This is a genomic window from Streptomyces sp. NPDC004539, from assembly GCF_040610055.1.
In the GTDB taxonomy this organism is placed as follows: Bacteria; Actinomycetota; Actinomycetes; order Streptomycetales; family Streptomycetaceae; genus Streptomyces.
Map to the genome: position 1 here is coordinate 15,599 of NZ_JBEXLS010000012.1, position 16,942 is coordinate 32,540.

16 protein-coding genes are annotated in these 16,942 nt (G+C 72.3%); 12 read left to right on the forward strand and 4 right to left on the reverse strand.

Going from position 1 to position 16,942, the window contains the following annotated elements; translation table 11 throughout:
* The first annotated feature begins 149 nt into the window (after nt 1-149).
* Nucleotides 150-1,427 carry an amidohydrolase family protein gene (locus ABZX85_RS24555; RefSeq protein ID WP_355872380.1) on the forward strand — a complete coding sequence of 426 codons (1,278 nt, stop codon included), beginning with the start codon at nt 150-152 and terminating at the stop codon, nt 1,425-1,427.
* Between the two features lie 53 nt (nt 1,428-1,480).
* Here ABZX85_RS24555 and ABZX85_RS24560 read toward each other — a convergent pair whose 3' ends face one another.
* Together ABZX85_RS24560 and ABZX85_RS24565 are read right to left on the reverse strand one after the other, a co-directional pair.
* Nucleotides 1,481-2,452, reverse strand: coding sequence for an LLM class flavin-dependent oxidoreductase (locus ABZX85_RS24560; RefSeq protein ID WP_355872382.1), 972 nt, complete (start codon nt 2,450-2,452; stop codon nt 1,481-1,483).
* Nucleotides 2,453-2,503: 51 nt separating this feature from the next.
* On the reverse strand, nt 2,504-3,277 hold the full coding sequence (locus ABZX85_RS24565) for an enoyl-CoA hydratase/isomerase family protein (protein WP_355872385.1): 774 nt from the start codon (nt 3,275-3,277) through the stop codon (nt 2,504-2,506).
* 101 nt (nt 3,278-3,378) lie between these two features.
* Here ABZX85_RS24565 and ABZX85_RS24570 point away from each other — a divergent pair, with 101 nt between their 5' ends.
* From ABZX85_RS24570 to ABZX85_RS24580, 3 genes are read left to right on the forward strand one after another with little or no spacing between them, the layout of a single operon-like run.
* Nucleotides 3,379-3,681 (forward strand): hypothetical protein, encoded by a 303-nt coding sequence (locus ABZX85_RS24570; RefSeq protein ID WP_355872387.1) that lies wholly within the window; start codon nt 3,379-3,381, stop codon nt 3,679-3,681.
* 11 nt (nt 3,682-3,692) lie between these two features.
* Nucleotides 3,693-5,222, forward strand: coding sequence for a long-chain fatty acid--CoA ligase (locus tag ABZX85_RS24575; protein ID WP_355872390.1), 1,530 nt, complete (start codon nt 3,693-3,695; stop codon nt 5,220-5,222).
* Nucleotides 5,219-6,217, forward strand: coding sequence for a phosphotransferase family protein (locus ABZX85_RS24580; RefSeq protein WP_355872392.1), 999 nt, complete (start codon nt 5,219-5,221; stop codon nt 6,215-6,217). Before ABZX85_RS24575 ends, ABZX85_RS24580 begins: the two co-directional genes overlap by 4 nt.
* Nucleotides 6,218-6,226: 9 nt before the next feature.
* Here ABZX85_RS24580 and ABZX85_RS24585 read toward each other — a convergent pair whose 3' ends face one another.
* Both ABZX85_RS24585 and ABZX85_RS24590 read right to left on the reverse strand, forming a co-directional pair.
* Nucleotides 6,227-6,967, reverse strand: coding sequence for an SDR family oxidoreductase (locus ABZX85_RS24585; RefSeq protein ID WP_355872394.1), 741 nt, complete (start codon nt 6,965-6,967; stop codon nt 6,227-6,229).
* Nucleotides 6,964-8,283 carry an acyl-CoA dehydrogenase family protein gene (locus ABZX85_RS24590; RefSeq protein ID WP_355872397.1) on the reverse strand — a complete coding sequence of 440 codons (1,320 nt, stop codon included), beginning with the start codon at nt 8,281-8,283 and terminating at the stop codon, nt 6,964-6,966. The genes ABZX85_RS24585 and ABZX85_RS24590 overlap by 4 nt, the downstream gene beginning before the upstream one ends.
* A 102-nt stretch (nt 8,284-8,385) precedes the next feature.
* Here ABZX85_RS24590 and ABZX85_RS24595 point away from each other — a divergent pair, with 102 nt between their 5' ends.
* The 8 genes from ABZX85_RS24595 to ABZX85_RS24630 are packed head-to-tail and all read left to right on the forward strand — an operon-like array spanning nt 8,386 to nt 16,938.
* Entirely contained in the window at nt 8,386-9,618 is a 1,233-nt protein-coding gene (locus ABZX85_RS24595) for a CoA transferase (protein WP_355872399.1), read from the forward strand.
* Between the two features lie 25 nt (nt 9,619-9,643).
* Nucleotides 9,644-10,852: a cytochrome P450 gene (locus ABZX85_RS24600; RefSeq protein ID WP_355872401.1), complete on the forward strand. Its 1,209-nt coding sequence runs from the start codon at nt 9,644-9,646 to the stop codon at nt 10,850-10,852.
* A complete protein-coding gene (locus tag ABZX85_RS24605) occupies nt 10,849-11,283 on the forward strand; it encodes a VOC family protein (RefSeq protein ID WP_355872403.1) in 435 nt (144 codons plus the stop codon). The genes ABZX85_RS24600 and ABZX85_RS24605 overlap by 4 nt, the downstream gene beginning before the upstream one ends.
* Complete coding sequence (locus ABZX85_RS24610; RefSeq protein WP_355872405.1) at nt 11,280-12,362, forward strand: acyl-CoA dehydrogenase family protein; 1,083 nt, start codon at nt 11,280-11,282, stop codon at nt 12,360-12,362. The genes ABZX85_RS24605 and ABZX85_RS24610 overlap by 4 nt, the downstream gene beginning before the upstream one ends.
* Nucleotides 12,363-12,366: 4 nt before the next feature.
* Nucleotides 12,367-13,848: a fatty acid--CoA ligase family protein gene (locus ABZX85_RS24615; protein WP_355872407.1), complete on the forward strand. Its 1,482-nt coding sequence runs from the start codon at nt 12,367-12,369 to the stop codon at nt 13,846-13,848.
* Nucleotides 13,845-15,083 (forward strand): MaoC family dehydratase N-terminal domain-containing protein, encoded by a 1,239-nt coding sequence (locus ABZX85_RS24620; protein ID WP_355872410.1) that lies wholly within the window; start codon nt 13,845-13,847, stop codon nt 15,081-15,083. Before ABZX85_RS24615 ends, ABZX85_RS24620 begins: the two co-directional genes overlap by 4 nt.
* 2 nt (nt 15,084-15,085) lie before the next feature.
* On the forward strand, nt 15,086-15,850 hold the full coding sequence (locus ABZX85_RS24625) for a crotonase/enoyl-CoA hydratase family protein (RefSeq protein ID WP_355872412.1): 765 nt from the start codon (nt 15,086-15,088) through the stop codon (nt 15,848-15,850).
* Entirely contained in the window at nt 15,847-16,938 is a 1,092-nt protein-coding gene (locus tag ABZX85_RS24630; RefSeq protein ID WP_355872415.1) for a CaiB/BaiF CoA-transferase family protein, read from the forward strand. Before ABZX85_RS24625 ends, ABZX85_RS24630 begins: the two co-directional genes overlap by 4 nt.
* The last annotated feature ends 4 nt before the right edge of the window (nt 16,939-16,942 follow it).

The following is a 16,942-nucleotide window of genomic DNA, read 5'->3' on the forward strand; positions in this document are numbered from 1 at the left end:
TGTCAGCTTTCTGTCAGGTTCGGGGAGCTGAGATCCCAGCTCAATCCGTATGCTGAATCATTGACTGGACCGATCGGTACAGCTAACTTCGGCGATATCCGCTCCTGGGGGGAACGGCGCGAACGACGAGGTTCGAAAGAGGTACCGTTGTGTTCAAGGAATTTGTCGTCTCCGGCGATTCACACATCATCGAACCGGCCGATCTGTTCAAGGATCGGCTGCCGAAGAGCCTTCGGGACCGGGCTCTGTGGGAAGAGGAGTTCACCCTCGACGAGCCGATCGTCGAGGGCGGCCACACCGAGTTCAAGAAGCTCCACACCATCGGCTTCGACGGCTGGACCATCTCCAAGTACCGCCAGCTCGGCGGCGAGACCCCGGACGGCGACCCCGACCACATCATCCGGGACATGAACCTCGACGGCGTCGACGCGTCGGTGATGTTCCCGAACCTCTCGCTGTTCGTCCTCTTCACCGACGACCACGAACTCTCCATGGCGCACGCCCGGGTGTGGAACGACTACCTCGTCGAGCGCTTCCTCCCCCACAAGGACCGGCTCCGGCCGACCGCCGCGATCCCGCTCACCGACGTCCCCGAGGCCGTCGCCGAGATCGAACGCTGCGCCCGCCTCGGCCTCGGCGCGATCCTCCTCCCGGAGGTCCCGCCGCTGCCCTACTACGCCCGCGAGTACGACCCGGTCTGGGCCGCCGCGCAGGCGCACGGCATGCCGGTCTTCATCCATGTCGCGACCGGCGGGGTGAAGGTCAGGGAGACGGTGTCCGAGACGGCGATGACCGTCCGGGGCCTCATGACGGCCGTCAACCAGGGCAAGGGCAACCTGACGGACAGCATGGTCGCGGGCCGCACCATGGGCAGCGCCGTCGGCTCGGCCGTCGCCGGACCGCAGGGCATCATCGCGAGCCTCGTCGGCGGCGGCGTCTGCGAGCGCTTCCCCGACCTGCACTTCAACCTCATCGAGTACACGGCAGGCTGGCTCGTCTCCTTCATGGGCTACATGGACAAGGCGTGGAAGACCGGCACCGGCCAGGACCCCGACTGGTGGCTCGGCTTCTGGGACGACAACCGCCCGGCGAACGACCAGCCCGCGATGGGCCGCCTCTTCGCCATCAACGACAAGTGGCCCTACCCGCTGAAGCCCACCGAGTACGTCCGCCGGCAGATCCACGTCCAGTTCGCCGACGACCCCACCGCCGTCAAGGCCCGCCACATCACCGGCCTGTCCACGGTCATGTGGGGCAACGACTACCCCCACGCCGAGGGGACGTTCCGCTCCAGCCAGGACTGCGTCGCCGAGAACTTCGAGGGCGTCGGCCCCGAGGACCGGGCCGCGATCCTCGGCGGGACCCTCGCGAAGGTCGTCGGCTTCGACGCGAGCCGCAAGCTGGCGCCGGTGGCCGAGAGCAGCTGAGCCTCGAACGGCGGGCCCCTGGAGCGCCGTCCGCTCCAGGGGCCTGCCGGGTCTCAGCCCGCCGCCCCGATCAGCCCGAGCGCCGACCGCGCGTAGGCGGCGCGGCGTCTCGGGCTCACCAGATAGCTCGGCGGCGCGAAGTAGCCGACGTCGCGGGGGAGCGAGCCCGTACGCCGGCCCAGGGTCTCCTTCGCCTCGGCCGTCGTCCCGCACACCGCGATCTCCGCGAGCATCTCGTCGGTGACCGCCCGCTCCATCGCCCGGGAATCGCCCGCCCGGAACGCCGCGCGCAGCCGCGCCACCGGTTCCTGCCAGCCGTGGTGGGCGACGAACGGGTCGTACGTCCGCACCGTCAGGTAGAAGGCGATCATCCGGCGCGCGTCGGCCACGGCCCGCTCCGGGGCGGTGTCGTCGACGGCCGTGATGATCCAGCCGTGCTCGACGAGGGGGCGGCCGACGGCGGGACGTACCACGTCGTTCCACCAGGAGGCGGTGAACAGGCCGTGCCCCACGACCCCGTCGGCGACCCGCCCGGCCGTCGCCGCCATCCGCTTGTTGAACGCGGCGAGCAGGACGGGGATGTCGAGCCGCCCGAGCACCGGCGCCCGTACATCGGCGTCCACGGCGTAGAACTCCCCCGAGTGGCGCACCCGTTCACCGTTCTCGGCGTGCAGCCAGGCCCGTACCGCGCCGACCGTCTCGGCGATGCGTTCCACCGGACGGTCGGCGGGCACCCCGAGCCAGTCCCGGTTGATCCGGAACGCGGCGCTGCCGAGCCCGACGAAGAGCCGCCCCGGCGCCTGCTCGTGCAGTTGGCGCAGGGCGGTCGCGTGGGCGTACGGCGTGCGCGCGAACGCGTACGCGATCGCGGGACCGGCGAGGGCGCGCTCCGTGTTCGCGACGATGTCCGCGACCGTGAGGTAGGCGTCGTGGTCGACGAACTCCCCCGCGCAGAACGCGCCCACCCCCGCCGCCTCCGCCTCCCGCCCCACCTCCCGGCCGGGCCAGGGCATACCGAACCGCATGAGTACCTCCCACCTGATATCAGTACACTCATTTGGGAGAGTAGGGGAGGCTCACCGCACTGTCCACCGCCCCCGCTCCACCGTCGAACGCTCCACCTGGGCCTTCCCGACGGGGTTCCCGAGCTGCGTGTACGACAGCCCGGTGCGCAGCGCCTGTGTCCGCGTCGAGTCCAGCGACTCCCAGATCGCCCGTACCGTCCCCTGGATCGCGGCGGGCGGCTTCGCGGCGATGATCCGGGCGAGTTCGTCGGCCCGCCCCCACAGCTCCTCGCGCGCCACCACCTCGCTGACCAGCCCGATCTGGAGCGCCCGCTGCGCCGAGACCCGCTCGTCGAGGCCCAGCAGCGCGATCCGCAGCGCCTCCCCGAGCGGCACCCTGCGGGCCAGCCCGATCGGCTCCAGCGCGGCCGTGAGCCCGTAGCTGACATGCGGGTCGAAGAAGGTCGCGTCCGGCGAACAGATCATGAGGTCCGCCTCGTTGAGCCAGTAGAACGCGCCGCCCGCCGCCATCCCGTGCACCGCGCAGACCAGCGGCTTCCACACCTGGTTCAGCTTCGGCGACAGGAACTCCCCGGGGTCCGTCTGCGTCCACACGTTCGGGTGCCGGTCGATGCCCTCCTTGACGTCCATCCCCGTGCAGAACGCCCGGTCACCGGCCCCGCGCAGCACGACCACGCGGATGTCGTCGTCCGCCTTGACGGTCTCCCAGATCCCGGCGAACTCCTCCAGCATCCGCTGGTTGAAACCGTTCATCACCTCGGGCCGGTTCAGCGTGACCGTGGCGATGTGGTCGGCCACCTCGAACAGGACGGTCCTGAACTCCATCCGGCAACTCCCATCTCGACGTGATCGGGCTAAGTAGTATACTTTTTTCGCGTTGCTCGGCACAGTTGATCGGTCACTCGATACTCGCGGAGGACGCTGCGATGAGGCCACGCGTGGGGCAGATGCTCACCAGTCAGGTCGACACGACGGCGGTGATCGTCGTCCGGAGCCCGGACGAGGAGGTCGAGATCACCTGCGGCGGCGCCCCCATGTCCGAAGGAACCGCCCCGCCCTCCGGCACCCCCCACCCCGGCCTCTCGGCGGGCACCCTCCTCGGCAAGCGGTACGCCGACGACGGACTCGGCGTCGAACTGCTCTGCACCAAGGGCGGACCGGGCACTCTCGCGGTGAACGGCGTCCCCCTGGAGGTCAAGAGCCCCAAACCGCTCCCGGCCTCGGACTGAAGGGCCCGCGCATGCACCTCTCGATGCTGCTGGACATGGCCGCCGAGGGCTTCGCCGACCGCGTCGTCCTCGGCCCCGCCGACAGCGGACCGACCGCCGGCCGCCTGCGGGAACTCGCCGACGCGGGCGCCGCGTCGATCGGCGACGCGGACGCCCTGATCCACCTCGCCGTCAACGGCCCGGCCCTCCCCGTCGCCCTGTTCGCCGCCGCCCGCGCCGGAGTTCCGCTGATCCCGCTCAATTACCGCCTCGGCGCGGACCAGTTGGCCACTCTCCTTGCCCACCACCCCCGCGCCCTCGTCATCGCCGGCCCCGACCACGACGAGGCACCGCGCCGCGCCGGACTGCGCGTGACGACCCCGCAGGAGTGGCTCGACGCCCCGCCCGCGCCCGCCCCACCGGGCCAGGGCGACCTCGACTCCTCGGCCGCGCCCGTTCTACCGGGCCAGGGCGGCCCCGACTCCCCGGCCGTCCTCATCTACACCAGCGGCACCACCTCCACCCCCAAGGCCGTGGTCCTGCGCCACCGCAACCTCGTCTCCTACGTCCTCGGCACCGTCGAGTTCGCCGCTGCCGGCCCCGAGGAGGCCGCGCTCGTCAGCGTCCCGCCATACCACATCGCCGCCGTCGCGGGCGTCCTGACGAACCTGTACGCCGGGCGGCGCGCGCTGACGCTGGAGCGGTTCACGGCGGACGGCTGGCTGCGGCTGGTGCGGGAACAGGGGATCACCCACGCCATGGTCGTCCCGACGATGCTCGCCCGGATCATGGACGCCGAAGGGCTCGACCGGTCCGTGCCCGCCCTGCGGGCCCTGTCCTACGGCGGGGCCCGGATGCCGGCCAGGGTCGTCGAGGCGGCGCTGCGGGCCTGGCCGGACGTCGACTTCGCGGGCGCGTACGGGCTCACCGAGACGTCGTCCACCATCACCGTCCTCGGCCCGCGCGAACACCGCACGGCCCTCGACGCCGACGACCCCGCCGTCCGCTCCCGCCTCGGCTCCGCCGGCCTCCCCGTGCCCGGCGTCGAACTGGAGGTGCGGGACGCCTCCGGCACGGTCCTCGGGGCCGGGGAGAAGGGGGAGATCTGGGTGCGCGGCGAACAGGTGTCCGGCGAGTACGCGGGACAGGGCGCCGCCACCGACGAACGGGGGTTCTTCCCCACCCGGGACCGGGGACACCTCGACGGCGGCGGCTACCTCCACATCGAGGGACGCGCCGACGACACGATCATCCGGGGCGCCGAGAACATCGCCCCCGCCGAGATCGAGGACGTCCTGCTGCGCCATCCGGACGTGCTGGACGCCGTGGTCGTGGGGGTGCCGGACGACGAGTGGGGGCAGCGGATCGAAGCGGTCGTCGTCCTGCGGGCCGGGGCCGCCGCCGACGGGGACGGGCTGCGGGACGCGGTGCGCGCGGTGCTGCGGGGGTCGAGGACGCCGGACCGGATCGTGTGCTGGCCGGAACTGCCGCGCACCGCGACCGGGAAACTCGTCCGCCGGGAGATCGTCGAGGCGCTGGCCGGGGAAGGGGAGGCGCGGTGAGCGAGGAGCTGACCGAGCGGACGGCCGCCGCAGTCCAGGAGTGGGTCCCCGGAGCGGGCGTTGTCTCCGTGACCCCGCTCACGGGCGGCACGTCCAGCCTCACCTACACCGCCGTCCTGTCCGGGGTCCCCGAGCGGTACGAGACGGTCGTCCTGAAGGTCGCCCCGCCCGGCCTCCCGCCGGTCCGCAACCGTGACGTGCTGCGGCAGGCCCGGCTGATGCGGGTACTGGCAGGCGTGCCAGGCATCCGGGTACCGCAGATCCTGTTCACCGACGCCGGCGCACCCCTCGCCCGACAGCCCTTCGCCGCCATGGAGTTCGTACCGGGGGAGTGCGTCGAACCGGTCCTCGTGCCGAGAGGGCGGGTGGACCCGGAGGAGGTGCACGAGCGGGCCCTGGACGCGGCCCGCATGCTCGGACGGCTGCACCGGGTCGACCCCAAGCGGACCCCCCTCGCCGTCGAGCCCGTCGTCACACCGAGCGGCGAGATCGACCGGTGGGCCAAGGCGTTCACGACCGTGCCCGAAGACCTGCGGGGCGACTGCGAAAGGGTCGAGGCACGCCTACGGGCGACCGTCCCTCCCGCGGTGATGCCGGTGATCACGCACGGCGACTTCCGCCTGGGCAACACCCTCTGCTCCGGCGGAACCGTCAACGCCGTGATCGACTGGGAGATCTGGACACTGGGCGACCCCCGCGTCGACGTCACCTGGCTGACCTTCTTCACCGACGAGGCCCGGCATCCGGCCTCCCTCTCCGACGAGACGACGGGAACGCCGAGCAAGACGGAACTCCTCGACGCCTACCAGGAGGCACGGGGAGAAGCGCTGCGGGACATGCGCTGGTTCGAGGCACTCACCAAGTACAAGGAGGCCGCCGCCACCGCCCTGCTCATCAAACGAGGCCGAAAAGCAGGGCGGTTGACGGACATGCATCGTCGAATGGGGCCCGCCCTGCCTGTGCTGCTGGACGAGGCGAGAGGGCTGCTCGGCTGAAGCGGGTACTCAGTACAGGCCGCCGTCCACCCTTATCAGGGCTCCCGTCGTATAACTCGACGCATCGCTCGCCAGATACAGCGCCGTCGTCACGATCTCCTCCGGGCGGCCCGGTCTGCCGAGGGCGCTGCGGGTCGTGTGGCGTTTCTCCTCGGTCCAGGATTTGGAGATGTCGGTGAGGAAGGGGCCGGCGGAGATGGTGTTGACGCGGACGGTGGGGCCGTATTCCTGGGCGAAGACGGTGGTGAGGGTGTTGAGGGCGGCTTTGGCGCCGGCGTAGGGGGCGAAGCGGGGCTGGGGGAAGAGGGCGCCGGAGGAGGAAATGTTGATGATGGAGCCGCCGGAGGCGGTGGACATGCGGGTGCCGATCAGGGAGGCCAAGCGGAAGGGGCCTTTGAAGTTGACGGCCATGACTTTGTCGAAGAGGTCTTCCGTGGTGTCGGCGGAGGAGGGGGCCACCGGTGACATGCCGGCGTTGTTGACGAGGATGTCGACTTTGCCGAAGTGGTCGTAGGCAGCGTCGGTGAGGCGGGAGAGGTCGGTCCAGTGGCCGACGTGGGCGGCGACGGGGAGGGCGCGGCGGCCGAGGGCGGTGACCTCCTTCGCCGCCGCCTCGCAGGCGTCGAGTTTGCGGCTGGTGACGACGACGTCCGCGCCCGCCTCGGCGAACGCGCGGACCATCTCCAGGCCGAGACCCCGGCTGCCCCCGGTGACGAGGGCGACCTTGCCCGTGAGGTCGAAGAGGCTCATGCCTCCACCCGGCCGGTGAGGGAGTCGTCGCCGATGATGTGGGCGTACCGCTTGCGGGCCGCCTCCAGGCGGGGCGGGATGTGCTCGGAGGGGAAGAGGCCCTCGGCGGGGCGGTGGTCCTTGAGGAGGCGCTTCGCGATCGTCGTGCGATGGACCTCGGTGGGCCCGTCGGCGAGGGCGAGGTTCGGGGCGGCCATCCACCACTTCGCGAGCGGGAGTTCACCCGTCGTGCCGAGGGAGCCGTGGAGGTGGACGGCGCGCTGGACGATGTCGTGCAGCACCTTCGCCGTCTGCACCTTGCACATCGCGATCTGCGTGCGCGCCGCGCCGTGCGGCTGTGTGTCGATGAGCCACGCCGTGTGCAGGACGAGCAGCCGGAACTGCTGGAGCTCCAGCCACGAGTCCGCGATGAACTGCTGCACCGCCTGCTTGTCGGCGAGCAGCGTGCCCTGCGTACGACGGGACAGCGCGCGCTCGCACATCATGTCGAAGGCCCGCGCGCACTTCCCGACCGTCCGCATCGCGTGATGCACCCGGCCCCCGCCCAGCCGGGCCTGCGCCACCTCGAACCCCTGGCCGGGACCGCCGAGCATGGCGTCGAGCGGCACCCGCACCCGGTGGTAGCGGAGATAGGCGTGGATGCCCTCGTCGAGGCCGTCCCGCTCGTCCATCGTGCCGACGTTGCGCTTGACCTCGATGCCGGGCGTCTCGGCGGGGACGACGAACATCGACATCCGGCGGTGCGGGGGCGCCTCGGGATCGGTGACCGCCATGACGATCAGGAAGGCCGCGTACCGGGCGTTGGAGGAGAACCACTTCTCCCCGTCGATCACCCACTCCTCGCCGTCCCGCCAGGCACGGCACACGAACTCCTTCGGGTCCGCGCCCGCCTGCGGCTCGGTCATGGAGAACGTCGAGACGATGTCCCCGTCCAGCAGCGGCCTCAGATACCGCTCCTTCTGCTCGGCGGTGCCGAACATGGCGAGGATCTCCGCGTTGCCGGTGTCGGGCGCGGCCGTGCCGAAGACGGTCGGCGCCCAGTAGGAGCGGCCCAGGATCTCGTTCAGCAGGGCCAGCTTGACCTGGCCGTAGCCGGGGCCGTCGAGTTCGGGGCCCAAGTGGCAGGCCCACAGCCCTTGTCGCCGCACCTGCTCGCGCAGGGGCCGCAGGATCGCGCGGGCCTTCTCGTTGCCCGTGTCGTACGGGTCGCCGCCGTGCGGGAAGAGGAGGTCGAGCGGCTCGACCTCCGCACGGACGAACGCCGCCGCCCAGTCCAGCTTCGCCTGGAACTCCGGTTCGATCGTGAAATCCAGCATGCCGAAAACAGTATACTTTTTAGCGCCCTCGGTCCATACTCGAACCCGCAGATGCCGCATTGGGTATGCGCAATAGCGTGGAGTCGCTGAGGAGTTGGTCCGATGCACAGGCCCATGGAGGGCGTGCGGGTGCTGGAAGTCGCCCAGTTCACCTTCGTCCCGGCGGCCGGCGCCGTCCTCGCGGACTGGGGCGCCGACGTCATCAAGATCGAGCACGCCGAACGCGGCGACGCGCAGCGCGGGTTGGTGCGCGTCCTCGGCTACGAGGCCGCGAGCCAGGGGTCGTCGTTCTTCCCCATCATGGAAGGGCCCAACCGGGGCAAACGCAGCGTCGGCCTCGCCCTGGAACGGCCCGCCGCGCGCCCGGTGCTGGAGAAGCTGATCCGCGAGAGCGACGTCTTCCTCACCAACTTCCTCCCCGAGGCCCGCGCCAAGCTCCGCATCGACCTGGACGACGTCCGCGCGATCAACCCCGACATCGTCTACGTCCGCGGCAGCGGCTTCGGCCCGCGCGGCGACGAGGCGGACAAGGGCGGCTACGACAGCACCGCGTTCTGGGCGCGCGGCGGCAGCGCCTCCGGGGTCACCCCGCCCGGCGCCGACCGCATGACCCGGATGCCCGCCGGGGCGTACGGCGACTCGATGGGCGGCATGACCCTCGCCGGAGGCATCGCCGCCGCCCTCTACTCCCGCGCCGTCACCGGCGAACCGTCCGTCGTGGACGTCTCCCTGGTCGGCGTCGGCGCCTGGGCCACCCAGTTCACCGTCAACCTCGCCCTCATGACCGGCGGCCCCCTGCCCGCCAACCCCCCGCCCCGGCACGGCTCGGCGACGAACCCCCTCATCGGCGCCTACCGCACCGCCGACGGCCGCTGGATCGAGCTGTCGATGCTGCAACCCGGCCGCTACTGGGCCGAGTTCTGCACCCTCGCCGGACGCGAGGACCTCGGCACAGACGCCCGCTTCGACAGCACCGACAAGCTGATGGCCAACGCCGCCGAAGCCGCCGGCCTCGTCGCCGAGCTGATCGCCGCCCGCCCCTTCGCCGAGTGGACCGAGATCCTCGCGCGCGGCGAGGGCCAGTGGGCGGCCGTGCAGAACGCGTGGGAGGTCGGCCAGGACCCGGCGCTGCGCGCCAACGGGATGATCGCGCCGGTCGTCGACGCGGACGGCGTACCCCGCGAACTCGTCGCCAGCCCCGTCCAGTTCGACGAGACCCCGGCGGACATCACCCGGGCCCCGCAGTTCGCCGAGCACACGGACGACGTGCTGCGCGAACTCGGCCTCACCGACGAGGAGCTGATCGCCCTCAAGCTCGACGGGGCAGCCACCTGACAGCCGTAGACGTGAAGGAGCCGCGATGAGCAGCACCCTCGAATCCGACGGCACCCACGACGGGGTGCCCGCCTACCGCTTCGACAACCGGCTCGGCGGACCGGTCCTCTCCCACCAGGAACGCTGGGACGACATCGCCGGGAGCCACGGCGGTTTCCGCTCCACCACCGCCCGCGGCTACTGGGTCGTCACCGACGGCCCCGCCGTCCAGCAGGCCCTCCAGGACTGGCGGACCTTCTCCAACAGGTCGGTCACCGCCCTCGAACCCGACCCCAAGTTCCTGTGGATACCGGAGATGCTCGACCCGCCCGTGCACGGCGTCTGGCGCCGCCTGCTCGGCCGCTACTTCTCCCCGAGCGCCGTCGCCGCCCGCGAACCCGAGATCCGCCGCGTCGCCGCCGAACTCATCGACGACCTGAAGGACCGTCAGGAAGTCGACGTCCTCGACGAGTTCGCCCGCCGCTTCCCCACCCTCATCTTCATGCGCCTGATGGGCCTGCCCGAGGACGACCTCCCCGTCTTCCTCGACTGGACCCACGACCTCCTCCACCTCCCGCACCACGAGGACCCCGACGGCGCCCGCCAACTCGCCGCCATGCGCGCGGTGTCGGCCTACTTCGAGCAGCAGATCGCCCAGCGCCGCGAGACCCCCCTCGACGACCTCCTCTCGCACGCCATGGCCTGGCGCATCGACGGCGACCTCATCGACGACCGCGACCTGCACGCCTTCTGCGTCCTGATGTTCCAGGCCGGCTTCGACACCGTCCCCATCTCCATCGGCTGGGCCCTCTACCACTTCGCCGCCCACCCCGAACAGCGCGCCGAGATCCTCGCCGACCCCACCCTCATTCCCACCGGCGTCGAGGAGATCCTGCGCGTCTACTCGTTCGTCGTCCCCGCCCGCAAGGCCACCCAGGACGTCGAGATCGGCGGCTGCCCCGTCAGAGCGGGGGAGATGGTGATGCTGCCCCTCGCCGTCACCAACCGCGACCCCGGCCGCTACCCCGACCCGCACCGCGTCGACCTGCACCGCGACACGACGAACCACATCGCGTTCGGCTCCGGCCCACACCGCTGCCTCGGCTCCCACCTCGCCCGCCTCGAACTCACCGTCGCCGTCGAGGAGTGGCACCGCCGCATCCCCGACTACCGCATCGCCCCCGGCCAACAGCTGTGGCAGCACGGCAACATGTACGGCCTCACCGCCCTGCGCCTCGCCTGGGACCCGGCATGAACCTCTTCCACACCGGCATCGTCGTCCCCGACATCGAGGCGTGGAAGACCCGCCTCACCGCCACCGCCGGCCACCGCTGGACCCGCACCCTCACCGGCGAACTCCGCGTCCGCCTCGCCGACGGCGACCACGACCTGACCCTCACCTACGCCTACTCCCTCGACGCCCCGCACCTCGAACTCGTCCAGGAGATCCCCGGCACCCCCTGGCGGGCGGGCGCCCACCACATCGGCTACCTCTGCGACGACCTCCACGCCACCTCGAAACGCCTCGAAGCCGACGGCTGGCCCCGCGAGGCATGCGCCGTCCTCGACGGCGAACCGGCGATCTTCGCCTACCACTTGGACCCCGCGGGCGTCCGCGTCGAACTCGTCGACCGCGCCCGCGTCCCCGACTTCCCCGCGTACCTGCGCGCCAGGACCCCGCGATGACCTTCACCGAGGAACACGAACACCTCCGGACGACCCTGCGCCGCCTCCTCGACGAGAAGGCCCCCAGCGAGGCCGTCCGCACCGCCATGGACTCCGCACCCGGCCACGACCGGGCCCTCTGGCACCGCATGGCCCGCGAACTCGGCCTCCAGGGAATCGCGCTGCCCGAGGAACACGGCGGCGCGGGCGGCGGCCCCGTCGAACTCGGCGTCGTCCTGGAGGAGTTCGGCCGCACCCTGCTCCCCTCGCCCTACTTCGCGACGGCCGCCCTCGCCGGACAGGCCCTCACCGAAGCGGCCGACACCCGCTGGCTGCCGCGCATCGCCGACGGCACCCTCACCGCCACCCTCGCCCTCACCGACGCGAACGGCACGACGACGGCGACCCCCGACAACGGCGACAGCAACGGCCGGCGGCTCACCGGCACCAAGATGTTCGTGATCGACGGCCACAGCGCCGACCTGCTGATCGTCGCCGCGCAGGACACCACCGGCCCCGCCCTCTTCACCGTCACCGGCGACGCCCCCGGACTGACCCGCACCCCCCTGGCCACCCTCGACCCCACCCGCAGACAGGCCCGCCTCGACCTGGCCGCCGTACCCGCCGTTCGCCTCGCCGCCGACCCGCGCCGCGTCCTCGACCTGGTGCTCGTCGCCCTCGCCGCCGAACAGGTCGGCGGCGCCCAGGCGTGCCTCGACATGGCCGTGGCGTACGCGAAGGTGCGCACCCAGTTCGGCAGGCCCGTCGGCGCCTTCCAGGCCGTCAAGCACAAGTGCGCCGACACCCTCCTGAAGGTGGAGGCGGCCCGCTCGGCCGCCCAGCACGCGCTGTCCGTGGCCGCCGGCGCGCCGGACGAACTGCCGGTGGCAGCCGCGCTCGCCGCCGCCTGCTGCGCCGACGCCTACACGCACGCGGCGAAGGAGAACATCCAGATCCACGGCGGCACCGGCTACACGTGGGAACACGACGCCCACCTCCACCTCAGGCGCGCGAAGTCCTCCGAGCACCTCTTCGGCGGCCCGGCCGCGCACCGGGGCCGACTGGCCGAACTGGTCGGGATCACCGCGACGAAAGGCTGAGCACGTGGGAATTCGCGACCGTCTGACCCGGCTGCTCGCCGAGGCCGACGCCGACGCGGAGGCGATCGAGCACGACGGGCAGTGGTGGACGTGGGGCCGGGTCCGCGACACCGCGCACGCACTCACCGACGCCCTCGACACGGCCGGCCTCGGCACCGGCGCTCGCGTCGGCGTGATCCTGGAGAACCGGCCCGAACACGTCGCCGCCGTCGCCGCGGTCATCGCCTCCGGACGCTGCCTGGTGATGCTGAGCCCCCTCCAGCCCGCCGCCCGTCTCGCCGCCGACATCGACGGCTGCGCACTCCCCGTCGTCGTCTCCGGACCCGAACCCCTCGCCCGCGAGGGCGTGTCGGACACGGTCACCGCGCACGGCACGGCCCTGGTCCTCCCGACCCTGCGCCCCCTCGGCGGCGCCGTCCCCGCAGACGCCCCCGCCCGCCCCGGCATCGCCGTCGAGATGCTCACCTCCGGCACCACCGGCCCCCCGAAACGCGTCCACCTCCGCACCGGCCAGCTCGACCAGGCCCTCGTCTCCGGCGGCCAGGTCCCCAAGGACGACCGGCTGCTGTCGCCGTCCGTGTCCCTCGTCGCCGCCCCCCTCGTCCACATCGGCGGCCTCTGGCGGGCGCTCGCCTGCCTCGCCACCGGACGCCGCATGGTCCTGCTGCCGAAGTTCGCCGTGGAGCCCTGGGCGGACGCCGTCGAACGCCACCGCCCGCGCGCCACCAGCCTCGTCCCCGCCGCCCTCCGCGCCGTCCTCGACGCGAACGTCCCGAGGGAACGCCTGGCGAGCCTCCAGGTCGTCACCTCCGGGACCGCGCCCTGCCCCGCCGAACTCGCCGACGCCTTCCACCGCGCGTACGGCATCCCGGTGCTGATGACCTACGGGGCGACCGAGTTCGCCGGCGCCGTCGTCGGCTGGACCCTGCCGCTGCACCGGCGCTGGTGGCCCCGCAAGGCCGGCAGCGCCGGACGGGCCTTCGCGGGCGTCGAGCTGAGGGTGACCGGCGACGACGGCACCGAGGTGCCGGCCGGACGCGTGGGACGCCTGGAGGTCCGCACCGAGCAGAGCGTGCGCGGCGGCGGCACCTGGACCCGGACCAGCGACCTGGCACGGGTCGACGCCGACCGGTTCGTGTGGATCGAGGGCCGCGCCGACGACACGATCATCCGGGGCGGCTTCAAGGTCCGGCCCGACACCGTGCGGCGCGTCCTGGAGACCCACCCGGCCGTCCGGGAGGCGGCCGTGGCGGGCCTGCCGGACGCACGGCTCGGCGAGATACCCGTCGCGGCCGTCGAACGCGAACCCGGCGAACCCGCCCCCGACCCCGTCGAGTTGACCGCCCTGTGCCGCACCCGCCTCACCCCCTACGAGGTCCCGGCGCACATCGTCGTCCTCGACACCCTGCCCCGCACCCCGTCCAGCAAGGTCAGCCGCGTGGAACTCCTCGACACCCTCCGCGCCCGACTGGAGGAGCACCGATGACGTACGGCCGGCTCACCGACGAGGCGGTCGAACGCTCCCGCCGCCGCCTCGGCATCCCCCAGCCCCAGCACAACCCCCCGCACAACCACGAGGTCACCCGCGACGGCGTCCGCCACTTCGCGTACGGCTACGGCGACGACAACCCCCTCTACTGCGACCCCGCCCACGCGGCCCGCAGCCGCTGGGGCACCCTGATCGCCCCGCCCACCTTCCTCTACACGATGGGCGAGGACGCCGCCCCCACCCCGGACGCCGACACCAAGGCGCTCCTCAAGGGCGACCCCTTCGCCGGACTCGGCTCCTACCAGGCCGTCATGGAGTTCGAGTGGTGGCGCCCCCTCACCCTCGGCGACCGCTGCCGCGTCCTCCAGACCCAGGTCGGCGTCCGCCTCAGACCCAGCAGCTTCGGCGGACGCACCGCGCACGTCGTCCGCGACTACCTCTACACCGACGGCCACGGCCGCATGCACGCCCTCAGACGCGGCACCTGGATCAACGCCGAACGGCACACGTCGAAGACACGGGCGAAAGAGACACTCGTCCAAGAGCCCTACACCGACGACCAGTTGGCGGAGATCGACGCCGCGTACGCCGGCGAGACCCGGCGCGGGAGCGAACCCCGGTACTGGGAGGACGTCAAGGTCGGCGAGGAACTCCAGCCCCGCGTGAAAGGCCCCCTCACCACCACGGACGTCGTCGTCTGGCACCTCGGCTGGGGCATGCAGCTCACCCCGCCCGGCGCCTTCGGGATCGCCGCGAAGGTCCGCCGCAAGGCCCCCGGCCTCTACCCCCGCAACGCCCTGAACATCCCCGACACCGTCCAGCGCCTGCACTGGGAACCCGAACGCGCACGGGAACTGGGCCTGCCGAACCCCTACGACTACGGCGGGATGCGCGAGACCTGGCTCTGCCACCTCCTCACCGACTGGATGGGCGACGACGGCTGGCTCTGGCGACTGCGCTGCGAACACCGCAGGTTCAACTACCTCGGCGACACGACCTGGGTACGCGGCACGGTCGTCGACAAGCGACTCCGCGACGGACGCGCCGAGGTGCACGTCGAGGTCCGCTGCGAGAACCAGCGCGGCGAGACCACCACCCCCGGCACCGCCGTCGTCCTGCTCCCCACCCGCGACCGCCCCGTCGAACTCCCGGCGCCGCCCGCCGACGACCTCGACGGCATGGTCGCCCACGAACTCACCCGCCACGACGTCGACTTCGACCAGAGGAGGTAGGCGTGTCCGACGAAGTGCTCGTGGAACGCCGGGGCACGGTACAGGTCATCACGATCAACCGGCCCGCCGTACGCAACGCGCTCGACGCGGGGGTGGCCGCCGGGGTCGCCGCCGCCGTCGACGAACTCGACGAGTCCGACGACCTGCGGGTGGGCGTCCTCACCGGCGCGGGCGGCACGTTCTCGGCGGGTATGGACCTCAAGGCGTGGCTCCGGGGCGAGACCCCCGCCATCGAGGGACGCGGGCTGTGCGGCATCAGCATGACGCCGCCGCGCAAACCGCTCGTCGCCGCCGTCGAGGGATGGGCGCTGGCCGGGGGCTTCGAGCTGCTGCTGGCCTGCGATCTCGTCGTCGCCGCCCGCACCGCCCGGTTCGGGATACCCGAGGTCACCCGGTCACTGGTCGCCCGGGCCGGCGCCGCGCTCCATCTGCCCCGCCGGATTCCGTACGCGATCGCGCTGGAACTCCTCCTCACCGGACAGCCCATCGGGGCGGGCCGCGCCGCCGAGTACGGCCTGGTGAACCGGCTGACCGAGGAAGGCGGCGCGCTCCAGGGCGCCCTCGAACTCGCCGAGATCATCGCCGCGAACGGGCCCCTGGCCGTCGCCGCGACGAAGGAGATCGCCCGGTCCACCGCCGACTGGACGCGAGAGGAGGCATGGGGGAAGCAGTTCGACATCGCCGAGCCCGTGTTCCGGTCGCACGACGCGCGGGAAGGGGCCGCCGCGTTCGCCGAGAAGCGGATACCGGTGTGGAAGGGGCGGTGAACGGGGGGCCGCTCGCCGGGTGCCGGGTCGTCGAACTCGGCGGGATCGGCCCAGGCCCCTTCGCCGGGATGCTGCTCGCCGACCTCGGGGCCGAGGTCGTGCGGGTGGACCGGCCGGGGGGTACGGCGGACGTGCTCGGGCGGGGGAAGCGGTCGGTCGTCCTCGATCTCAAGGACCCCGCCGACACTGCCCTGTTGCTCGGGCTGGTCGAGCGCGCCGACGTCCTGATCGAGGGGTTCCGGCCCGGGGTGACCGAACGGCTCGGCGTCGGACCGCACGAGTGCCTCGCCCGCAACTCCCGGCTGGTGTACGGGCGGATGACCGGATGGGGGCAGGGCGGGCCGCTGGCCGCGAGCGCCGGGCACGACATCACCTACATCGCGCTGACCGGGGCGCTCGGCGCGATCGGGGAGGCGGGCGGGACACCGCAGATCCCGCTGAACCTCGTCGGCGACTTCGGGGGCGGCGGCTGCTACCTCGTCATCGGCGTGCTGGCCGCCCTCCACCACGCCGCCCGCACCGGGCGGGGACAGGTCGTCGACGCCGCCATCGTCGACGGCACCGCCCATCTCCTGGCCAGCACCTACGCCAAGCTCGCGCGGGACGAGTGGACCGACGAACGGGGCGTCAACCGGTTCGACGGAGGCTGGCCGTTCTACGCCGTGTACGGCACGAAGGACGGCCGGCACGTCGCGGTCGGCGCGCTGGAGCCCAAGTTCTACCGGACGCTCGTCGAACTGCTGGAGCTGGACGTCGACCCCGCCCGCCAGCACGACCGTTCGGCGTGGCCGGAGCTGCGCAGACTCCTCACGGAGAGGTTCGCCGAGCGGACACGGGACGAGTGGGCCGCGCTGTTCGAGGGGACCGACGCGTGCGTGGCGCCCGTCCTGAACCTCCGGGAAGCGGCCGACCACCCCCATCTCGCCGCTCGCGGCAGCCTGTTCACCCGCGACGGCGTCCTCCAGCCCGCCGCAGCCCCGCGTTTCTCCGCGACCCCGGCCCGCGCCGGGCACCCGGCATCGGCGGTCGGTGCCGATACGGGGGCCGTGCTGCGGGAGTGGGGCGTCACCGCCACCGACCAGATCTGAGGAG